The 17,583-nt window shown below is 65.3% G+C and carries 21 protein-coding genes; 10 read left to right on the plus strand and 11 right to left on the minus strand.

What is annotated here, in order from left to right; genetic code table 11:
• Positions 1 to 33 precede the first annotated feature (33 nt).
• Genes QFX32_01570 through QFX32_01585 form a run of 4 tightly spaced genes read left to right on the plus strand, consistent with a single transcriptional unit; the run spans position 34 to position 2,288 of the window.
• Complete coding sequence (locus tag QFX32_01570; protein ID MDI9632729.1) at positions 34 to 384, plus strand: RNA polymerase Rpb4 family protein; 351 nt, start codon at positions 34 to 36, stop codon at positions 382 to 384.
• A gap of 10 nt (positions 385 to 394) precedes the next feature.
• Positions 395 to 955, plus strand: a complete 561-nt coding sequence (locus tag QFX32_01575; GenBank protein MDI9632730.1) for a DUF655 domain-containing protein — start codon at positions 395 to 397, stop codon at positions 953 to 955.
• Positions 952 to 1,722 (plus strand): 16S rRNA (adenine(1518)-N(6)/adenine(1519)-N(6))-dimethyltransferase RsmA, encoded by a 771-nt coding sequence (rsmA, locus tag QFX32_01580; GenBank protein MDI9632731.1) that lies wholly within the window; start codon positions 952 to 954, stop codon positions 1,720 to 1,722. Before QFX32_01575 ends, rsmA begins: the two co-directional genes overlap by 4 nt.
• Positions 1,719 to 2,288: a methyltransferase gene (locus QFX32_01585; GenBank protein MDI9632732.1), complete on the plus strand. Its 570-nt coding sequence runs from the start codon at positions 1,719 to 1,721 to the stop codon at positions 2,286 to 2,288. The genes rsmA and QFX32_01585 overlap by 4 nt, the downstream gene beginning before the upstream one ends.
• Before the next feature lie 28 nt (positions 2,289 to 2,316).
• On the opposite strand, the gene QFX32_01590 is transcribed toward QFX32_01585, so the two are convergent.
• The 4 genes from QFX32_01590 to QFX32_01605 all read right to left on the minus strand — a co-directional run bounded on the left by QFX32_01590 (position 2,317) and on the right by QFX32_01605 (position 5,262).
• A complete protein-coding gene (locus QFX32_01590) occupies positions 2,317 to 2,451 on the minus strand; it encodes a hypothetical protein (GenBank protein MDI9632733.1) in 135 nt (44 codons plus the stop codon).
• A gap of 69 nt (positions 2,452 to 2,520) precedes the next feature.
• Entirely contained in the window at positions 2,521 to 3,300 is a 780-nt protein-coding gene (locus tag QFX32_01595) for an energy-coupling factor transporter transmembrane component T (protein MDI9632734.1), read from the minus strand.
• A gap of 6 nt (positions 3,301 to 3,306) precedes the next feature.
• Positions 3,307 to 4,743 (minus strand): ATP-binding cassette domain-containing protein, encoded by a 1,437-nt coding sequence (locus QFX32_01600; GenBank protein ID MDI9632735.1) that lies wholly within the window; start codon positions 4,741 to 4,743, stop codon positions 3,307 to 3,309.
• A gap of 3 nt (positions 4,744 to 4,746) precedes the next feature.
• A complete protein-coding gene (locus QFX32_01605; GenBank protein ID MDI9632736.1) occupies positions 4,747 to 5,262 on the minus strand; it encodes a hypothetical protein in 516 nt (171 codons plus the stop codon).
• A 484-nt stretch (positions 5,263 to 5,746) separates the two neighbouring features.
• On the opposite strand from QFX32_01605, the gene QFX32_01610 reads away from it, so the two are divergent.
• The 5 genes from QFX32_01610 to QFX32_01630 all read left to right on the plus strand — a co-directional run bounded on the left by QFX32_01610 (position 5,747) and on the right by QFX32_01630 (position 10,625).
• Positions 5,747 to 6,277 carry a hypothetical protein gene (locus tag QFX32_01610; protein ID MDI9632737.1) on the plus strand — a complete coding sequence of 177 codons (531 nt, stop codon included), beginning with the start codon at positions 5,747 to 5,749 and terminating at the stop codon, positions 6,275 to 6,277.
• A 1-nt stretch (position 6,278) separates the two neighbouring features.
• Positions 6,279 to 6,521, plus strand: coding sequence for a hypothetical protein (locus QFX32_01615; GenBank protein MDI9632738.1), 243 nt, complete (start codon positions 6,279 to 6,281; stop codon positions 6,519 to 6,521).
• The gene (locus QFX32_01620) at positions 6,508 to 8,544 is read left to right on the plus strand and encodes a type B DNA-directed DNA polymerase (protein ID MDI9632739.1); all 2,037 of its coding nucleotides are present in this window, start codon (positions 6,508 to 6,510) and stop codon (positions 8,542 to 8,544) included. The genes QFX32_01615 and QFX32_01620 overlap by 14 nt, the downstream gene beginning before the upstream one ends.
• A gap of 67 nt (positions 8,545 to 8,611) precedes the next feature.
• Positions 8,612 to 9,820, plus strand: coding sequence for an NADP-dependent malic enzyme (locus QFX32_01625; GenBank protein MDI9632740.1), 1,209 nt, complete (start codon positions 8,612 to 8,614; stop codon positions 9,818 to 9,820).
• A 79-nt stretch (positions 9,821 to 9,899) separates the two neighbouring features.
• Positions 9,900 to 10,625: a metallophosphoesterase family protein gene (locus tag QFX32_01630; protein MDI9632741.1), complete on the plus strand. Its 726-nt coding sequence runs from the start codon at positions 9,900 to 9,902 to the stop codon at positions 10,623 to 10,625.
• Between the two features lie 31 nt (positions 10,626 to 10,656).
• On the opposite strand, the gene QFX32_01635 is transcribed toward QFX32_01630, so the two are convergent.
• On the minus strand, positions 10,657 to 11,205 hold the full coding sequence (locus QFX32_01635) for a YqhA family protein (GenBank protein MDI9632742.1): 549 nt from the start codon (positions 11,203 to 11,205) through the stop codon (positions 10,657 to 10,659).
• 255 nt (positions 11,206 to 11,460) lie between these two features.
• Between QFX32_01635 and QFX32_01640 the strand changes: the two genes are divergently transcribed.
• Complete coding sequence (locus tag QFX32_01640; GenBank protein ID MDI9632743.1) at positions 11,461 to 13,284, plus strand: GNAT family N-acetyltransferase; 1,824 nt, start codon at positions 11,461 to 11,463, stop codon at positions 13,282 to 13,284.
• A 71-nt stretch (positions 13,285 to 13,355) separates the two neighbouring features.
• On the opposite strand, the gene msrA is transcribed toward QFX32_01640, so the two are convergent.
• From msrA to QFX32_01670, 6 genes are all read right to left on the minus strand, one after another.
• A complete protein-coding gene (gene msrA, locus QFX32_01645; GenBank protein MDI9632744.1) occupies positions 13,356 to 13,862 on the minus strand; it encodes a peptide-methionine (S)-S-oxide reductase MsrA in 507 nt (168 codons plus the stop codon).
• A gap of 49 nt (positions 13,863 to 13,911) precedes the next feature.
• Positions 13,912 to 14,736, minus strand: a complete 825-nt coding sequence (locus tag QFX32_01650) for a CBS domain-containing protein (protein ID MDI9632745.1) — start codon at positions 14,734 to 14,736, stop codon at positions 13,912 to 13,914.
• A gap of 95 nt (positions 14,737 to 14,831) precedes the next feature.
• Positions 14,832 to 15,170 carry a HEAT repeat domain-containing protein gene (locus tag QFX32_01655; protein ID MDI9632746.1) on the minus strand — a complete coding sequence of 113 codons (339 nt, stop codon included), beginning with the start codon at positions 15,168 to 15,170 and terminating at the stop codon, positions 14,832 to 14,834.
• Between the two features lie 253 nt (positions 15,171 to 15,423).
• Positions 15,424 to 15,630 carry an NFYB/HAP3 family transcription factor subunit gene (locus QFX32_01660; protein MDI9632747.1) on the minus strand — a complete coding sequence of 69 codons (207 nt, stop codon included), beginning with the start codon at positions 15,628 to 15,630 and terminating at the stop codon, positions 15,424 to 15,426.
• A gap of 180 nt (positions 15,631 to 15,810) precedes the next feature.
• Positions 15,811 to 16,578, minus strand: coding sequence for a methanogenesis marker protein Mmp4/MtxX (gene mtxX / locus QFX32_01665; protein MDI9632748.1), 768 nt, complete (start codon positions 16,576 to 16,578; stop codon positions 15,811 to 15,813).
• 3 nt (positions 16,579 to 16,581) lie between these two features.
• The gene (locus tag QFX32_01670; GenBank protein ID MDI9632749.1) at positions 16,582 to 17,580 is read right to left on the minus strand and encodes a methanogenesis marker 2 protein; all 999 of its coding nucleotides are present in this window, start codon (positions 17,578 to 17,580) and stop codon (positions 16,582 to 16,584) included.
• Positions 17,581 to 17,583: the final 3 nt, after the last annotated feature.

The raw sequence follows: 17,583 nt of genomic DNA on the forward strand, positions 1-17,583 counted from the left end.
AGAGCGAGGCCCCGAGAGGGGAGGAGGCGTGGCATGAAGGTCAAGGCGATTATCCGGGAGGAGAGGATCACCCTCCCCGAACTCCGCGAGATCCTCCACAAGGTGGAGGCGGAGCGGATTGAGGCGGGCAGGGAGATGTCATACGAGCTGCGCAGGAGCATTGAACATGCCAACCTCCTCTCCAAGACAACGAGCGAGAAATCCCGTCTTCTGGTGGCCGAACTGCAGAAACTCGAGAAGATGAAACCAGACATCGCGTTCCGGATCGCAAATATCATGCCGCGGACGCGGGACGAACTGAGGGCAATCTACGCGAAAGAGAAATTCACCCTCCAGCCCGAGGAACTGGACACCATCATCGAGTTGGTGAAAGCCCATCTCTGAAGGTGGCCCGATGAAGACGGAGAAGAAAGAGGTCAACGCGATAGTGCTGGATGTCCTTCTGAAGGGCCACCCTGATGACCCAAGACCGGTTTTCAAGCGGGAACCCCTCGTGCAGGCCGTGGGCGTCGCCCAGTTCAAGCTGCTGGAGCTCGTCCCGAAGACGACCGACATCCAGATCCACGAGAACGTGTACATCGGGGACGGCGAGCGGGACAAGATCGAGCGTGTGAAGCGCCGCATCAGCTACGAGGATCTCACCCAGACGGCAAAGCTCGAGCTCCCCTACGCGGTGGAACGGATTGTCAAGGAGAAGGAGAGCGAGTTCGTCCAGTTCTTCAACAAGTCCATCTCCCTCAGCCCAAAGCTCCACATGCTCCATCTCCTCCCCGGGATAGGGAAGAAGCTCATGTGGGAGATCCTCGAGGAGAGGGAGAAGAAACCCTTCGAGAGCTTCGCCGAGATCAGCCAGCGGATAAAGTCCATTCCCCACCCCGAGAAGATGATCATCGCGCGCGTGCTGGAAGAATTGCAGGATCCGTCCGTGAAGTACCACCTTTTCACGTCCCGATGAGCGCCCCGTTTGACCAGCACTTCCTCGTGGACAAGAAGGCAATCGAGCGCATCGCGGGGATCATCAGGGTCGGAGGCAGGCGTGTCCTCGAGATAGGGCCCGGGCACGGGGAACTCACCGCGGCCCTCCTAGGGCGGGGGGCGACGGTCGTCGCCGTGGAGATCGACCCGCACCTCGCGGAGGGACTCGCGGAGAGGTTTGCGAGCGAGGTCGCGGAGGGGAGGCTCGTCGTCGTGCGCGGGAATGCAGTCACGTGCCCCCTGCCCGCATTCGACGTCGTCGTCTCGAACCTCCCCTACTCGGCCTCCTCGAGGATCACGTTCCGCCTCCTCGAGCTCGGGTTCGAGGAAGCGGTCCTGATGTACCAGAGCGAGTTTGCAGAAAGGATGCTCGCCCCTGCAGGGACGCCGGGGTGCGGGAGGCTCTCGGTGATGGTCCAGACGTACTGCGCGGCGCGGAGGGTCTTTGACCTCCCTCCCCAGGCATTCTCCCCGCGGCCGAAGGTCAGGTCGACGGTCGTCCACGTCGTCCCCCGGGGACCGCTCTTCCCCATCAGGGACGAGGCCCTCTACGCGCGGGTGGTAAAGGCCCTCTTCTCCCACAGGCGCAAGACCGTTCGGAACTCTCTTCGCAGCGCGGGATCCATGCTCGAGAAGGACTTCGTCGACCACCTCCTCGCGAACCTCCCCGAGGAGATCCTCTCCGCGAGGCCCGAGGAGCTCTACCTAGAGGATTTCGCGACGATCGCGAACATGGGGAAGGCGTGAGGGACTGGAAGGTTTACCCCCCGGACGACGACACGTTCCTCCTCCTCGGGGCTGCCCTCGCCCTCGTCTCCCCCGGGGAACGCGTCCTCGAGGTAGGGTGCGGGAGCGGATTCATCTCGACCGGGTTGCTCTCCCGGGCGAACGTCGTGGGGACCGACATCAATCCCCACGCGCTGCGGCAGTCGCGGGAGGCGGGAATCGAGGTGGTGCGGGCCGACCTCCTCTCCGGGATCAGGGGGCCCTTCGATACCGTCATCTTCAACCCCCCGTACCTCCCCACGCGTGGAGGGGAGCGGACGGGGGACTGGCTCGATTATGCCCTCGACGGCGGGGAGGACGGCCTTCGCGTGATCTCGAGGTTCATCGCGCAGGCCGGACGGGTCCTCGCACCCGGCGGGCGAATCCTCCTCCTCGTCTCGTCCCTCGTGGACGTCCCGAAACTGAAGGAGACCATCAGGGAGCACGGGTTCTCGTGCACCGTCTTCTCGAGGTACCGGATGGAGGGGGAGACGCTCTCCGTCCTCGTCCTCTCCCGGGGAGGGGGTCCCGGCGAGGGACTCCCCTGACCACGCCCCGACTGCCAATCTCCCGCGGCTATTTCGGGCGGAATGTGCGGGAGGGGCACCTCTCCGCGTCCCTGTCGGGAGGCGCGGGGCCGTTGATCCGGCATTCCCCCCCGCGACCGCCCTTCCCGGGGACGTAGAGCATGCAGTCGCTGCACGTCGGCATGGACGAATGGTGACCGGCATGGCCCAAAAAAGTAGTGGGGGAGGTCACCTGCCGGCCCGCTTCGCCCGGTCACCCTCCCCCGTGCGGGCACGCGAGGGAGAGGATGTAGACTGCGAGGGTGACCCCCGCTATCCCGCTGGTTATCCAGTCGGGGCGCGCGAATCTCACCTCCCTGACCGGTGTCCTCGCCCGCGTGCGGTACCCGCGCATGTCGATCGTGAGCCCGAGCGTGTGTGCCCGGCCGAGGGCATTCGAGACGAGGGGGACGAGCACGGGAGCGATGCTCCTCACCTTCCCCACGGGCCCCTTCCCGGGAGAGTAGCCCCTCGCGAGCTGTGCCTCGTGGATCCTCCTCGCCTCGGCCTGCAGGGTGGGGATGAACCGGAGGGCGATCAGGAACATCAGGGTGTAATCCACGGGGACCCCCGCCCTCTCCAGCGCGTTGACGAGGTCCCTCGGCTGCGTCGTGGCCACGAATATCTGGAAGGACATGATGAGGATGGCAAACCGGAGCGTGAGGACGACCCCCGCGTCGAGTGCCCCCGTCGTGACAGGGAGGAGCCCTCCCGGGAGGGAAAAGAGGGTATCTCCCCCCGGCATGGTGACGAGGGTGACGAGGATGAAGACCGCGCCCATCGCGAGGATCAGCTTCAGCTGGTCCAGGATCTCCCGGAGTATCCCTCCCACGAACGCGAGGGAGACGACCGCCCCCAGCAACAGGAGGAGGAACGGGACGGAGACGGAGAGGATGGCCATGACGCCGAGGGCAAGGACGATCAGGCCCTTCGCGGCGGGGTGCATCCGGTGGAAAATGCCGTTCCCGTGGATGTAGCTCAGGATCTCGCCCACGCGCGATCACCCTGCCGTGCGGGTATCCGAGACGATCTTGCCCCCCTCCATCCTCACGATCCTGTCGGCGCACTGCCCGGCCATCCGGTGGTCGTGGGTCACCACCACGACCGCCCGCCCCTCCGCGCGGAGGGAGAGGAGTATCTCCATGATCTCCCGTGCCTCGTTCCCGTCGAGCCCCGTCGTCGGCTCGTCGAGCACGAGGACGCGGGGTTGCATGGCAAGCACGCAGGCGATCGCGAGCCGCTGCCTCTCGCCGCGGGAGAGCCACCGCGGGTAGAGGTCCCTTGCGCCCGAGAGCCTGCACCTCGAGAGAACCTCCCCTAGGACCCTCTCCGGCTCCGGGATACCGAGGTTCTTGATCCCGAACATGATCTCCCCGGCCACGGTGTCGGCGAAGAACATGTGGTCGGGATTCTGGAATACCAGTCCCACTGACCGCGCGAGCTCGTGGACCGGGGCTCTGCTCGCGTCCTTCCCGTCGACGACCACGGTGCCCCGCGCGGGGCGCAGGAGCCCGACGAAGTGCTTGACCAGCGTCGTCTTCCCCGAACCGTTCTCCCCCACGATGGCGACGAGCTCTCCCGGGTAGATGTCGAGGGTGATGCCACAGAGGGCCGGGATATCACCGTACGCGTACTCGAGGTCGCGCACCGAGACGACCGGCCCCCCCTCTCCCCGTGCACGGGACGGGAACTTCCCGCGCAGGTCGGAGAAATCGGGGGCGACGATGCGGGAGACGGAGCCGTCCCTGAACAGCTCGGAGGGCGACCCGTCCGCGAGGATCGCACCGTCCCCCAACACCACGAGGCGGTCGACTATACCGTCGAAGGGCAGGAATTTGTGCTCGGCGAGCAGGATTGTCTTCCCCCCTGCCTTCAGGTCCCGGAGGAGGGAGGCGATCCCCGCGGTCCCCCCGACGTCGAGTTCCGCCGTCGGCTCGTCGAGGATGATGACGTCTGTACCCGGCGCGAGTGCCGCGGCGAGGGCGACCCTCTGTCGCTGTCCCCCGGAGAGTGCGTGCGGGGCCCTGTCCTTCAGGGCGGAAAGCCCCGTGACCTCGAGGATCGAGGCGAGCCTCTCCTCGACCTCAGACGGCGAGAGCCCACGGCGCTCGAGCGCGGAGAGGACCTCCTCCTCCACGGTGGAGAATATCAGCTGTGCCTCGGGGTCGTCGAAGACGAGGCTGACGCGGGACGCGATGTCGGGGAGTCCGCCGTACTCCCCCGCGTCCCTCCCGCAGATGACCACGCGTCCCCCCTTCTCTCCCCCGTACTCGTGCTCGAGGATGCCGGATGCTGCCATGCAGAGCGTCGTCTTCCCTGCTCCGGAGGGACCCGTGACCATGGTGCACTCGCCGGGCCGGACAAAGAGCGTGATGCCGGAGAGAGCGTCCCTCGTGCCCGCCGGGTACCTGTACCTCACGTTCTCGAGCGCGATCATCCCCTACACCCTCGAGAGGACCCTCCGTGCAGGATAGAAGAGGATCTGGACGACGAGAGCGTTGAATACCGCGGTGACAACCACGATGGGCACGAAGACGAGGACGAACCCGAAGACCGTCGAGTACTTGGCGAGGATCTTCGGGGCCACCGCGACCAGCGCGACCGCGGCGAAGGTGAAACCGCTCGCGAGGGTCGAGACGAATGTCGTTGCCGCGGGCGATCCCGTCCTCTCCCCGAGGAGGCGGTACAGGCCGAAGCAGACCAGCGCCCCCACCGGCTCGCTGACGAGGTTGGCCGGGGGGAATATCGAGCTCGAGATGAGCATCGAGAGCAGGCCGGCGACGATCCCGATCCCGAGGGCTTCCCCCACGCGCGGGCGCACGAGGATGATCCCGAGGCAGTAGAAGGCGATGATCATGTTGGGCGTCAGGGGCGTGTGGAGCATCGCGAGGAAGTAGCGCAGGATGGCGCCCACCGCGAGGAGTATGCCGACGATTGCGATGTCTCTCGACTTCATCGCTGCATCAGCTCCCCAGAGGACGAGGGAGGAATCCGCGCGCTTGTTCCGGGGAACCCGGGAGATGTCCCCGTCCCGGGCGGTGGGTCTGCAGTTTCGTGCAGGGGCAGCAGCACGGGGAGGGTGGCCGGGAATTCATCCCGGATCTTCCCGCGATCCTGTCAACGGTCGATTCGCACTCCATTGTTCTCTCACCAGTAAGAATGAATTATTACGTGTAATAATGCATATTAATATGCATTATTGTATAAAAAGTTAGTCACGGTGGGGGGGTGTTCGTGGCAGCGCGCGGCTGCCGCGGTTTCCCTTGCCGCCGTTCCATTTCCCGCGGCACCGCGCAGGGCACGATCGCCACCTGGAGAGCCCCGATCGAAAAAAAGTCCGCGCAATTCTCTCCCCGTGCACCCGGCGGGTGGGCACCGATCCCACTTTCACACCGCGTGCTCCCCACCCTTATGGGGGTGTGCGTGCGAGGGGAGGTGGCATGGAGCTTGCGCTGCACCCCTCGGTGACCCTGCGGAGCGGGACCTTCTCGGCGGTCGTCGCGCCCGAGGAGGTGATCCTCGCCGGCCTGAACGGCAACCCGGTCCTCTCGCGCTTCCTCTTCCTCTTCGTGAGCGGGAACTACTCGCGCCTCCTCTCGGGGATGGACAGGAGGGCGGTCAGCATCGAGGTGAGGCGCGCGTTCACCGCGTTCCAGCTCCTCCAGATCCTGCGGGAGTCGTACCACACGGTCGTCTTCGTGGAGCACGATCCCACCCTGTACGAGGATGCCGGCGGGGACCTCGCGTACCAGGTGGGAGAGGATCTCCGGCAGCTCGGACAGGGGGCGCTCGTCGTCCTGTACACCCCGTTCCCCGATCCCGCATTCGAGACGATGGCAGGGCTCGCCGACCGCGTCTTCTACCTCGCGAGTCCCACGGCAGGATCGCCCGCTCCGCGCGCGAGGGGACGGGGGAAGGTCAGGTTCCCGGGCGGACTCCCGCGCGGGCAGCAGACGCTGGAGGGGGTGTGAGATGGGGAGGAGCTTTGCGAGCGTCCGGCAGGGAGTGACGGTGCTCACGGACCGGTGGGAGAGGACCGCGCGCACCCTTCCCGGCCGCGACAGGGAGTGCGCCCTGCGCGCTGTCCGGATGGCGAGGGTACACGCGAGCGAGTGTTTCTACGCGTTCGACGACCCCCTCGAGGCCGCGATCTTCTCCTTCCTCGTCGAGCTCGGGAGGAGCGGGGAGGGGGGGAGGTGCCGTGTGGATCCTTGACTCGTGCACCCGCGGCGGGATGGTCGAGTTCTGGGAGAAGGGGCGTGGAGGCAGGCACCTCGTCCAGCCCGCGCCCCCCTCCTTCCTCCTCCGCCTCCCCGATTCCCACTGGTTCTGCGACCTCCTCGCCGACCTCGAGAGCCGGTACCGCGTGGAGGAGTGCGAGATCCGGACGATACGCGGGGTTTTCCCGGGGTACCGCGTCATGGCGGGGAAGGACGTGGCGGCCCGGATCGAGGAACAGACGCACTACGCTGCAGAGATCTACGATGCCGACGTCCGCCCCGACCTCCTCCTCATGGCAGAGGCAGGCATCTCCCCCTGCGGCGGCGAGGGGGAGTCGCGGTTCTCTCCCGATATCTCCCCCGATCTCTCGACCGTGGAGATATCGGCTGATGGAAACCCGTTCCGCCGCGACACGCTCCCGCCCCTCGAGGTCACCGTCGACGGGAGGCGGGAGAGGCTCGGCGGGGACGAGGGGACGATTCTCTCGGACCTCTCGGGGATCCTCTCGTCCGCCGACCCGGACGTCGTCCTCTTCCCCCACGCCGACCTCTGGGTGCCGAGGATGGTCGCGCGGGCCCGTTCCCTCGGGATCGATACCGCCCTCTCCCGCTCCGGGAAGTTCCGCAGGCTGCCGGGCAAGTCGTACTGGAGCTACGGGAGGACGGAGTTCCGCGCGGGGGCCCTGATCCCCGACGGCCGGCTGCTCGTGGACACCGCGGGGAGCTTCCACTACAGGGAGGGGGGCCTTGCCGGCATCCTCCTCGGGTCGCGGCTCTCATGTCTCCCCCCCAACCTCGTCGCGCGCTTCTCGCCGGGGACGCTCATCTCCTCCTACGAGGTGTACGAGGCGAAGAGGAGGGGGATCGCGGTCCCGTGGAGGAAGGCGGACGCAGAGTGCGCGCGGCGTCTCCCGGCGCTCCGCGCGGCAGACCGAGGAGGGATGATCTTCCAGCCTGTCCCCGGGATCTACCCCCTCGTCCACGGGATTGATTTCACCTCGCTGTACCCCTCCCTCATCGTGAGGGACAACCTCTCCCCCGAGACCATTGATACCCCGGGGAAGAAGGGTTTCCTCCCCGAGGTGCTGGAACCCCTCCTCTCCCTCCGCCGCAGGACGAAGGAGCTGAAGGCGGCCGACCCGGGGTACGCGGGCCACGATGCCGTGCTCAAGTGGATGCTCGTCACGTGCTTCGGGTACACCGGTTACCGGAACGCGAAGTTCGGGCAGATCGAGGTCCACGAGGCGATCACGGCGGCGGCGAGGGAGGTCCTTTTGCAAGCGCGGGACATCGCGGAAGGGATGGGATTCTCGGTCCTCCACGGGATCGTGGACTGCCTCTGGGTGAGGGGGGGTGACATCGGCGCGCTCCGGGAGCGCATCGAGCGCGAGACCCGGCTCCACGCCGTCACGGACACGTACGACTGGATCGTCTTCCTCCCCATGGCGGACGGGTCCGGCGCGTACAACAGGTACTACGGGAGGCTCGGGGACGGGAGGATGAAGGCACGGGGGATCGCGGCCCGGCGGGGAGACATGCCGCCCTACGTGAGGAGGGTGCAGCACCGGATGCTGGAGGTACTCGGGGGAGCCGCGACCATTCCCGGTGTCGCGGCGCTGCGGGAGACCCTCCGCGCACTCTACAGGGAGGCCGCGGACGCCCTCCCCTCTGCCCACCCGTCCGAGATGGCCGTCACCCGGCGGATAAGTACCCTCAGGTACCGCCGCGCGTGCGCGGAGGCCTCGGCCGTCGAGGCCTGCCGGGCAGAGGGCATCGATCTCTCCCCCGGGATGGAGGTGCGCTTCGTGGTGAGGGATGCCCGCACGTGGGAAGTGGACCTCGACTGGAAGGCCGCGCGGTTCGACGTGGGGTACTACCGGGGACTCCTCGCGAAGGCGTGGGAGGAGGTCGTCTTCGCAGTGGACGAGGCAGGGAAGCACGCGCGCGGGGAAGCGCGGGGTGCGGGTGCACCCGCGGGGAGCGCGCCGGCGACCTCTGCCCCGGAGACCCGGGCGTAGGCGCGGCCCGGCGGGACGCCGCTCACCCGGATGGCGGTTTTATGAGGCGACGCGTCCACGAGCGATCATGGAGCCCGACCGGGAAGAGATATACAGGGAGGCGCTGGAACTCCACGCTGCGCACCGGGGGAAGCTCGAGATACGGTCGAAGGTCCCGCTCGAGACCCGCCGCGACCTCGCCCGCGCGTACACGCCGGGCGTCGCCGAGGTGTGCAGGGCGATCGCGAGGAACCGAGACCTCGCCTACAAGTACACCCTCAAGGGGAACTCGGTTGCCATCGTGACCGATGGGTCCGCGGTACTCGGCCTTGGGGACATCGGGGGGCTCGCGGCGATACCCGTGATGGAGGGGAAGGCGATCCTCTTCAAGAAGTTCGCGGGGATCGACGCGTTCCCGATCTGCTTCGAGAGGTACGAGACCGACTTCGTCGACCAGGTGAGGAACATCGCCCCCTGCTTTGGCGGCATCAATCTCGAGGACATCGCGGCTCCCCGCTGTTTCGAGGTGGAGGACGCACTCCAGGACATCGGCATCCCCGTCATGCACGACGACCAGCACGGCACCGCGATCGTCGTCCTCGCCGCCCTCCTGAACGCCTGCAAGGTGACGGGAAAGACCTTCGAGGACCTCCGGATCGTGGTCTGCGGGGCGGGTGCCGCGGGGTACGCGATCACGAGGCTCCTGCGCTGCATAGGGTACAGCCCCGACGTCTGCCGGTCCGTGAAGGACATCGTGGTCTGCGACAGGCAGGGCATCATCCACAGGGGCCGCGAGGGGCTCTACAGGAACAAGTACAAGTTCATCATCGCGGACGAGACCAACCGCGCGGGCAGGACCGGGACGCTCGCCGACGCGATGGAAGGCGCAGATGTCTTCATCGGTGTCTCCGCGCCGGGCATCGTGACGGAAGAGATGGTCCGGAGGATGAACGACGACCCGATAGTCTTTGCAATGGCAAACCCCGTCCCCGAGATAATGCCCGCGGAGGCGAGGAGGGCGGGTGCAGCGGTCGTGGGGACCGGCAGGAGCGATTTCCCCAACCAGATCAACAATGCCCTCGCGTTCCCCGGCGTCTTCCGCGGGGCGCTGGATGCCTACGCGACGCGGATATCCGACGAGATGAAGGTGGCCGCGGCCCACGCGCTCGCGGCCTACGTGGAGAAACCCCAGAAGGACCACATCCTGCCTACGGTCCTTGACAGGGACGTGACCCGCGCGATCGCGAGGGCAGTGCGGCAGGCCGCGATAGATTCCGGGTGCGCAAGGGACCTCTGAAATCCTTAAAGACCTTTTTCCCGGGGATGGATCCTTGAGGCGTGGCGGGTGCGATTCTCGCGCGGGTGGACAGGGGCTTATGGAACCGCGGGCCTCCACCCGGTGGTCCGGCGCGGGGGGACTCCTCGCGGCAGGGATGCGTGCGGCGTTCGGCACGCTGAAAGATACCATCTCGCGCCTCGGCATCCCCGCGCTGCATGCGCTCTTTTCCCCCCTCGGGGGGGAGAAGCGGCGGATATTCCTCGTCGCCGACCTCCACTTCAACCACGCCCGGATCATCGGGTACTGCAGGAGACCCTACCGTTCGGTCTCCGAGATGAACCGGGACCTCGTGCGCAGGTGGAACGCGGTGGTGGGGCCGGGCGATACCGTGTATTGCCTAGGGGATTTCTGCATGAGGGGGGATCCCCTCCGCTTCATCCGCGCGCTCAACGGGAGGAAGGTGTTTATCCGGGGCAACCACGATACCCCCCTCCTGAAGGCGCGCCACCACTCCGTCCTGTCGTACGGCGGGATCGACTTTTACCTCGTCCACGATCCCGCGACGGTGCCCGCTTCGTGGAACGGGTGGGTGATCCACGGGCACACCCACAACAACAGGATGGACACCTACCCGTTCATCAACGGGGTGACACGCACGATCAACGTCTCGTGCGAGTGCACGGGGTTTTCCCCCGTTTCGCTCGACTATCTCCTCTCGCTCGACCTCCTCTCGGTGGAGAGGATGGAGACTATCCTCGATTCACCCACGAGGCGGAGGGTTGCGGGCAGGCCTTCGCGGACCGTGCCGGCCGCAGCCCCCTGACCGCCGCAGCGGCGCGCAGGACCCCCCCACGTCAGAACTTGAGCTTCTGGAGGAAGAACACCCCGATGCAGAGTGCCGCGATGGAGAGTGCCATGAAGAGCATGTCCGTCCCGTTCAGCATCTGGAGTGCGAGGACGCGCTGGAAGAAGCTCACGATGAGGACCATGATGATGACCTTGATGATCTTGTTCTTCAGGTCATCGAGGTTCGATATCTCGAGGATGTTGTGGAAGACCTGCCCCCTCCTCGCGACATCGATCTCGGAGATGAAGAGCTCGTAGATGCCGAAGGAGAAGATGAGGAGGACCATGCCGATGAGGTAAAAGTCCACTGCCCCGATGATCCCTATCAGGATGTTCGTGTGCTCGACCTCGAGGGTAGACAGGTCGATCGCGTGGTTGAGCGTGTTGAGGATCTCGAGCGATCCCGAGACGAAGAGGACGATCGCCGAGAACGTGCCGAACGCGACGGCGAGAATGACGACGAGCCGGGACGTCCACAGTCCGGACTCAAAGAAACTCTCGATGATGCCTTGTTCACCCTTTGGCCCGTGCGGACCGGCCGGAACCTGCGTGTCCATCACCATAGGGTGTGGGGCGGAAGGAGGAAAAACATGGTGGTTCCCGTCGCGCGCATGACTGCGGGGAGATTGGGCTCCCGCTCCCCGGCGGTGGCGTGGCGTGGAATCGCGCGGACGATCTCCTAATATCCTGCTCCGGTGAGTATTACAGGGTACGCACGAGGTACGCGCGGGGTCACGCGGGGATCCCGCCGGTGGGACCCGGGCGGGAGCCTCAGCGCGATTACGCGGTGCGGAGAGGAGAGAGGTACGGGGATGCATTTGCGCGGCATCACGATGGCAAGGGAGACGAGGTGGAAGGTCACGCTGGGACTCGCAACGGTGACGGTGCTCGCTCTCAACGGTGCAGGACTCCTCGTGGGCATCACCAACGTGATCCCCCACCTCCTCTACATCCCCGTGGTCATGGGCGCCTACCGGTATCCACGGCACGGGCCGTACATTGCCCTCGGGATAGGGGGCACCTACTGCGCGATGGTCTTTTTCCTCTACGGTCCCGGCGAGACACTGGGGGAAGCCCTCGCCCGCGCTGTCGTCGTCTTCTCGGTCGGGTGGCTCATCGCGTACCTCTCGTCCCGGCTGCGCGAGAGCGAGGAACTCTACAGGGGAATCTTCGACAACTCGGAGGCGGGAATGCTCGTCGTCGCGAGGGCAGGGGAAGACGCGACGATCCTCGAGGCAAACTGGAATGCGGCCCGGCTGTGCGGAACAGAATTCGTTAAGCTCCCGGGCACACCGCTCTCGCGGTTCCTCGGGAGCGAGGTGACAAGGGACCTCGCGGGGAGGCTCGACCGCGAGGGGAAGGTGTACGGCCGCGAACTCGAACTCCAGTGCCCCGGGGGAAAGAAGCGCAACGCGATCCTCTCGGCGGTGACGCTCCCCGGAAACAGGGCTGCACTCTCCCTCGTGGACATCACGGCGAGGGTGACAGCGGAGGAAGCACTCCGGAACGCGAACAGGAAACTCCACCACCTCTCCCGGATATCCTCGGAGCACCTGCAGGGGACCGTGACCGAGATCGGGGGTCTCGTGCAGCGCCTCCTCGGCGTGCTCCCGGCCGAAGGAGACAGGGCCCTCGCCTCCGAGATCCTCGAAAAGGTGGAGACGCTCGCGCGCCAGATACGGCTCTCGGAGACGTACAGGAACCTCGGCACGAGCCCGCCGCGGTGGATCAGGATACAGGAAGTCTTGCGGGAGAGGTACCCCGAGGGGAAGGCCGACGGGGTCTCCGTCAGGTACTGGGCCGAGAGGCTCTGTGTCTACGCGGACCCCCTCTTTGGCGAAGTCATCCTCCACCTCGTGGACAACGCCGTCCGCCACGGGAGGACCGCGAAAAACGTGGTCGTGTCCTACCGCGAGACGCCCGAGAGCGCAGAGATCTACGTCGAGGACGACGGGGTGGGAATACCGCCCGGGCAAAAGGAGGAGATCTTCGCGTACGACTCGGGGAAACACCCCGGCCTCGGCCTCTTCGTCTGCCGCCAGATCGCGTCCGTCACGGGGATGACGATCGAGGAGACCGGACGCGAGGGAAGCGGCGCGCGGTTCGTGATCCATGTCCCCAGGGGGAACTACAGGATCGAGGGGACGAGCGAGGAATCGCCCCCCGTCCCCGCCCCGCGGATGGAGGAATCCGGGGATGACGGGGAACCCGAGACGCGGGAGCTCCTCTCCGTTGAATTCCCGCTCGCGGACGAGGTGTGGATGGATTACCACCAGGCGAAGGGAGACCCGGTGACGGACAGGATCTTCGCGACGTTTTCCGGGGGAAGGATCGTCTCGCTCGCGCGGTGCCGCCGGCACCCCGACGGGTTCGAGGTGGACGCCGTCTTCACGCCCCCCGCGCACAGGGGGAAGGGATACGCGAGGAGGACGGTGGGTGCACTCGTGGAGGCATGCGGGCACGAGACACTCTACATGCATTCCGTTCTGAATCTCACGGAGTTTTACGGGAAGTTCGGTTTCCGGAGGATCCGCGAGGACGAGCTCCCCCCCACAATAAGGGAGCGGTTCGCGTTCGCGGGCGGGGAGCTCGAGATGGCAAACGTCTGCCCCATGATGCGCACGCCGCCGCCCTGAACCCGGGATATGCAGCAGCGCGGAAGGGACCCGGAGAGGGCACCGGTCCCCGGGAACTCACGGCGAACCGGTCATTCCCAGTACTTCGGTGCCGCGGCGTAGCCCCAGCCGCACTTCTCGTAGAACTGCTGGTGGTGGTCCTCGGCCTTCCAGAACGTCCCGGCGGGGAGGATCTCCGTCACGATCTCCTTCCCCTTCATCCGCGGGGAATTCTGGAGCCTTTCCCGGGACGCGAGAGCTTTTACCCTCTGCTCATCGGAATGGTAGAATATCGCGGACCGGTAGTTCGTCCCCACGTCAGGGCCCTGCCCGTCCTTCTGGGTGGGATCGTGGATCTCCCAGAAAACCTCGAGGAGCTGGTCGTACGTGACGACGCGGGGATCGAAGACGACCCTCACCGCCTCCGCGTGGCCCGTCGTGCCCGAGCACACCTGTTCGTACGTCGGGTCAGGGACATTCCCTCCCGTGTACCCGACCCACGTCTCGACAACGCCCTTCACGCGGCGGAATGCGGCCTCGACGCCCCAGAAACACCCCGCGGCGAACGTTGCCTGTTCGAGATCTCCCTCTGTCCGCATGGTATCCCGTCTCTGAACGCGACTGGAGAGCAGGCGGCCGGCCCGCCTCCTAGCGGGCATATGCCTCGACGAGGTCCCTTGCCGTGACGATGCCCGCGATTCTCTTGCGCCGGACGAGCGGGAGCCTTTTTATGTGGTTCTGGGCCATGATCTGCGCGGCCTTGTGGATGCTGATCCCCGCGGGGGCCGTGATGAGGGGAGACCTCGCGACATCGCCGACGGGGATATCGAGCGCCGCGCCCCTCGCGAGGAGCGTGGTGAGGAGGTCCCTCTCCGTGAATATCCCCTTCGGGTTCCCGTCGCTCGTGACGAGAACGCTCCCTATCCTCTCCGTGCCCATGATCCGGACGACCTCTGAAATCTTCTCGTCTTCCGGGACGTAAACCACGTCCTTCGTCATGAAGTCATTCACGTTCATCGACGTCTCCTTTGCCTCGGGCATCTCGCGGATGAGGTCGGACGCGGTGATTATCCCGCACAGTTCGCCGCACGAGAAGACCGTCAGTCTCCCCTTCTTCCGTATCATCGTCCGTGCAGCCTCCCGGATCTCGAGGTCGGGGCAGATCCTGATGAGCGGGTACGACATGACATCCTCGACGAGGACGTCGGAAGGATCCCTGCCGGCGGCAAAGACGTTCGAGAGGAGGTCCCTCTCTGTCACGATCGCAACCGGGGTGCCGTAACGGACGACGACGAGGCTCCCTATGCGCCGCTCCCCCATTATCCGTGCTGCATCGGACATCGACGTCTGGGGCGTCGTGATCGCGACCCCCGTGCTCATGATATCGGCCACTTTCCGGTGCCTCTTGTACTCCTCATACGCGCGGTCCACGACGGTGGGAAAGGATACGTGTGTCTTTCCTGACGTGCCCATGGACTTCCCCCCAGATGTGGGGAAGTCATCGGGAGGTAAAAAAGTTTGTCCTCGCCGGGGGATAGGAGAGCGCTCGGTCGCGGGAGATCGGTCTCTCAGCGTATTCGGGAGAGGGCTTCCCTCGCCATGATCCGGACGAAGCAATTCTCGTCGGAGCATGCTCTCGAGAGTGCCTCCCGTGCGCGAGGGTCCCCTATCTTCCCGAGGAGGGACGCGGAGATGAACCTGAGATCCTTGTCGCCGTCCGCGAGGAGGTTTATCAGCGCGTCGATGCTCCGGGAATCCCCAATCTCCCCAAGGGCATTTGCAGCGGCGATCCTCACCCTCTTATCCTCGTCCTTTAGGGCGAGGAGGAGGAAATCAACTGCCGGCTCTCCCTTCCGTCCCAGTTCCTCGATTGACTGGATGATGTCGTACCTGGTCTTCTCTGCCACCGCATCCACGTGGCTGGCCATTCCGGACAACCCCCATTTCCCTCTCTCAAGGGCAGAACGGATGTCGGTCAGACGTCCTAAAATCATTGTGCCATCCAGCAATGCATGGCATACTCTTATATACATGAATCCCTTGCCGGCGCGAACGGGGCAGCGAAATGTGCGAGAAAAGTGAGATGCCACCTTGATTGAGCGATTGCTGCTCCCCTACGCCGCTGTGAGAACCCGCGTGAGACCCGGGAAAAGGATAGGTTTATGCGGACTTTGCCGCAAGTTCCACGTCCTCTTCTTTTATGGTTTTCCTTCCCGCGTGGAGGGCGAGGCGGTTTGCCTCCCTTGTCAGGTTCGCGATGTATTCCTCAGCCTTTGCGACGAGAGCCGCTGCAGCATCGCTGCCTACCCTCTCAGCACCGTTCTTCTTTGCAATTCTCACAACTGCAGCAATGGGTAAATCTGCCATTTATTTTACCTCAATTCAAAAAGTGTTTGAGGATATATTTAAATATTTCGCGATTCTTGCTCTTTGGAAGCCCGAATGCCGCTTTGCGGTTCTCACGGGAGTGATCGCGGGAAAACTCCACCGGGCTGAAAACCGTCTCCCAAATTACATTTTAAAATTGATATTTTCGGAAATAAGCGATTAATTACCACTCGTTATCGTCCCCGCGAGAAACTCGGCGAGGCGGAGGGCATTTGCATAATCGGGCGAGGCGCGCGAGGTATCGATGAAAACGCGGTCGATATTCAGGACTGGAGCGCCGCACCCCCTCCCTCCCCCGACGAGCACGAGCGTGCGGAAGATGAGGTTGCCGCAAATCCCGTCGGGGGCGATGACGACGGAACATCTCTCCACCGCGTCCTCGATCAGGATCTCGAGGTGGGGGAACCCAGTCAGGCGCGAGACGAGCTCTGCGTGGGAGAGGCTCTCGTCAACCCTCGGGTGCCTCCCCGCGTCCGAGAGCCTCCCGCCTGAGAGGATCGCGACTTCCCCGGCAAGGCCGAGCCGGCACGCGAGGTCCCTTGCCCTCTTCGCGATTCCGACTTTCTCGACGACGGTCCACCCCTCGTCGATTCCCACCGGGGCAAGGAGGAACCTGTGGCCCTTGTTGTCTTCGAGGAGGGCGGCACGCTCGAGGTGGTCCACCGCGGCGACCCTCTTCAACGACCGGAGGGCCGCACCGGAGGGGAGAGTCCCCCGCACCGCGGCGTCGATCTTCCCCGCGTAGAGATCCTGCGCGAGGGCATCCCACGGGTTTGCGCTCTCCTCGACGGGGATGCCGCGGGGCGCGTCCCCCGTCCCGGTCTTCGCGTAAGCGACGATGCGCGACCGGACGCGTGCCCGCCCGATGCTCTCCCAGACTTTCTGCGCGTCGGAAAGGACGCCGATTCCTATCCGGCCCTGTGGCATAGGTCACCGTGGGAAAAAAAGTCGCATGATCCCCGCGCGGTCGAGCGAGAAGACGGGGGCCCGGTCGTCGTCGAGGGTGATGCAGAGGACCCTCTCGTCGGTGACGACACCGACCTCGGCTGCCGTGAGCCCTGCCGCCGAGAACCTGCGGCAGACCTCGCCGACCGACGCGGCAGGTACGGTCAGGACAAATCCCATCCCCGGGTACACCCTCACCCACTGCTCGAATGTCATCCCGTGGAGACCGAGGTCGGGGACCGGCAGCCTGTCGAGCGCAATCGTTGCCCCCTTCCCGCTCACCTCGAGCAGCATCCCGAGGGTCCCGATGACGCCTGGGTTGCTGATGTCTTTCCCGGCGGTGACGAGGTGATCCCGGCCGAGGGATTCCATGACCCTGACCTGTTCCCTCACCCTGGATGGCGATTTCATGGTGACAGAGTCCCAGTTGAGGCAGCAGGAAGGGTGGACGCGGCCGTCGAGGTCGACGGCCACGACAACCGAGTCTCCCGTGCGGGCGGTGTGGGAGTAGATGACGGCGTCCTTCGCCGCGATGCCGAGGATTGCCACGTCTATGACGCTGTAAGGGGTATCGGGGTGGAGGTGTCCCCCCACGATGGGCACTCCGAACTGGAGGGAGGCGTCGCGCATCCCCGCGATGACCTTCTCCTGTATCTGCGGGTCGGAGATGGAGAGGACGTCCACCATCGCGACCGGCCTTCCGCCCATCGCGGCGATGTCGTGGATATTGACGAGGACGGCACAGTAGCCGGCCCAGTAGGGATCTGCCTCCATGAGCCGGCTCCATATCCCGTCCGCGGCGAGGAGGAGGACCTCGTCACCGTGCTCGATCACGGCAGCGTCCTCACCGAAGGAGGCGAGGACCCCCGGTGAATCTGTCCAGAAAGCCCTGACCATCTCGCCGATGGCATGCTTCCGCCTGACGCCCTCGTACTCCCTGACTGCGCGTGCAATCTCTGCAGTGGACACACCGTTCAATTCCATATG

Source organism: Methanolinea sp. (assembly GCA_030055515.1).
GTDB lineage: Archaea > Halobacteriota > Methanomicrobia > Methanomicrobiales > Methanospirillaceae > Methanolinea_A.